General features: G+C 72.8%; 1 protein-coding gene. It reads right to left on the bottom strand.

The features are described from left to right. Positions 1-239 (bottom strand): hypothetical protein (locus ACM0OP_RS24515; RefSeq protein ID WP_462362473.1); only part of this gene is annotated, 239 nt, incomplete at both ends.

Below are 239 nucleotides of genomic sequence, written 5' to 3'. Positions count from 1 at the left end.
GACAGCGCCCTGCGTCACATCCTCGCACCGGCACAATATGGTGTCGGCAGGCTGGGCCTGAGACAGGAAGACAGACGGATCGGCGATGGCGTCCAGCAGTTCGGCGAATCTCATGGCCCGCCCCCGGCGCCTGCGCGGGCCGCGCGCCCGCCGCTCCGCCTCGACGCTCGTGATCAAGCCTTCGTCCAGAGCGATGGCGAGCCCCGCCAGCGCCCCCTCGGCCCCGGCCGCTTCCGCCC

Source organism: Nodularia chucula CCY0103 (genome assembly GCF_963923915.1).
GTDB classification, from domain to species: Bacteria; Cyanobacteriota; Cyanobacteriia; order Cyanobacteriales; family Nostocaceae; genus Nodularia; species Nodularia chucula.
The sequence above is the reverse complement of the archived record's forward strand: the minus strand, read 5'-3'. Positions and strand labels throughout refer to the sequence as shown.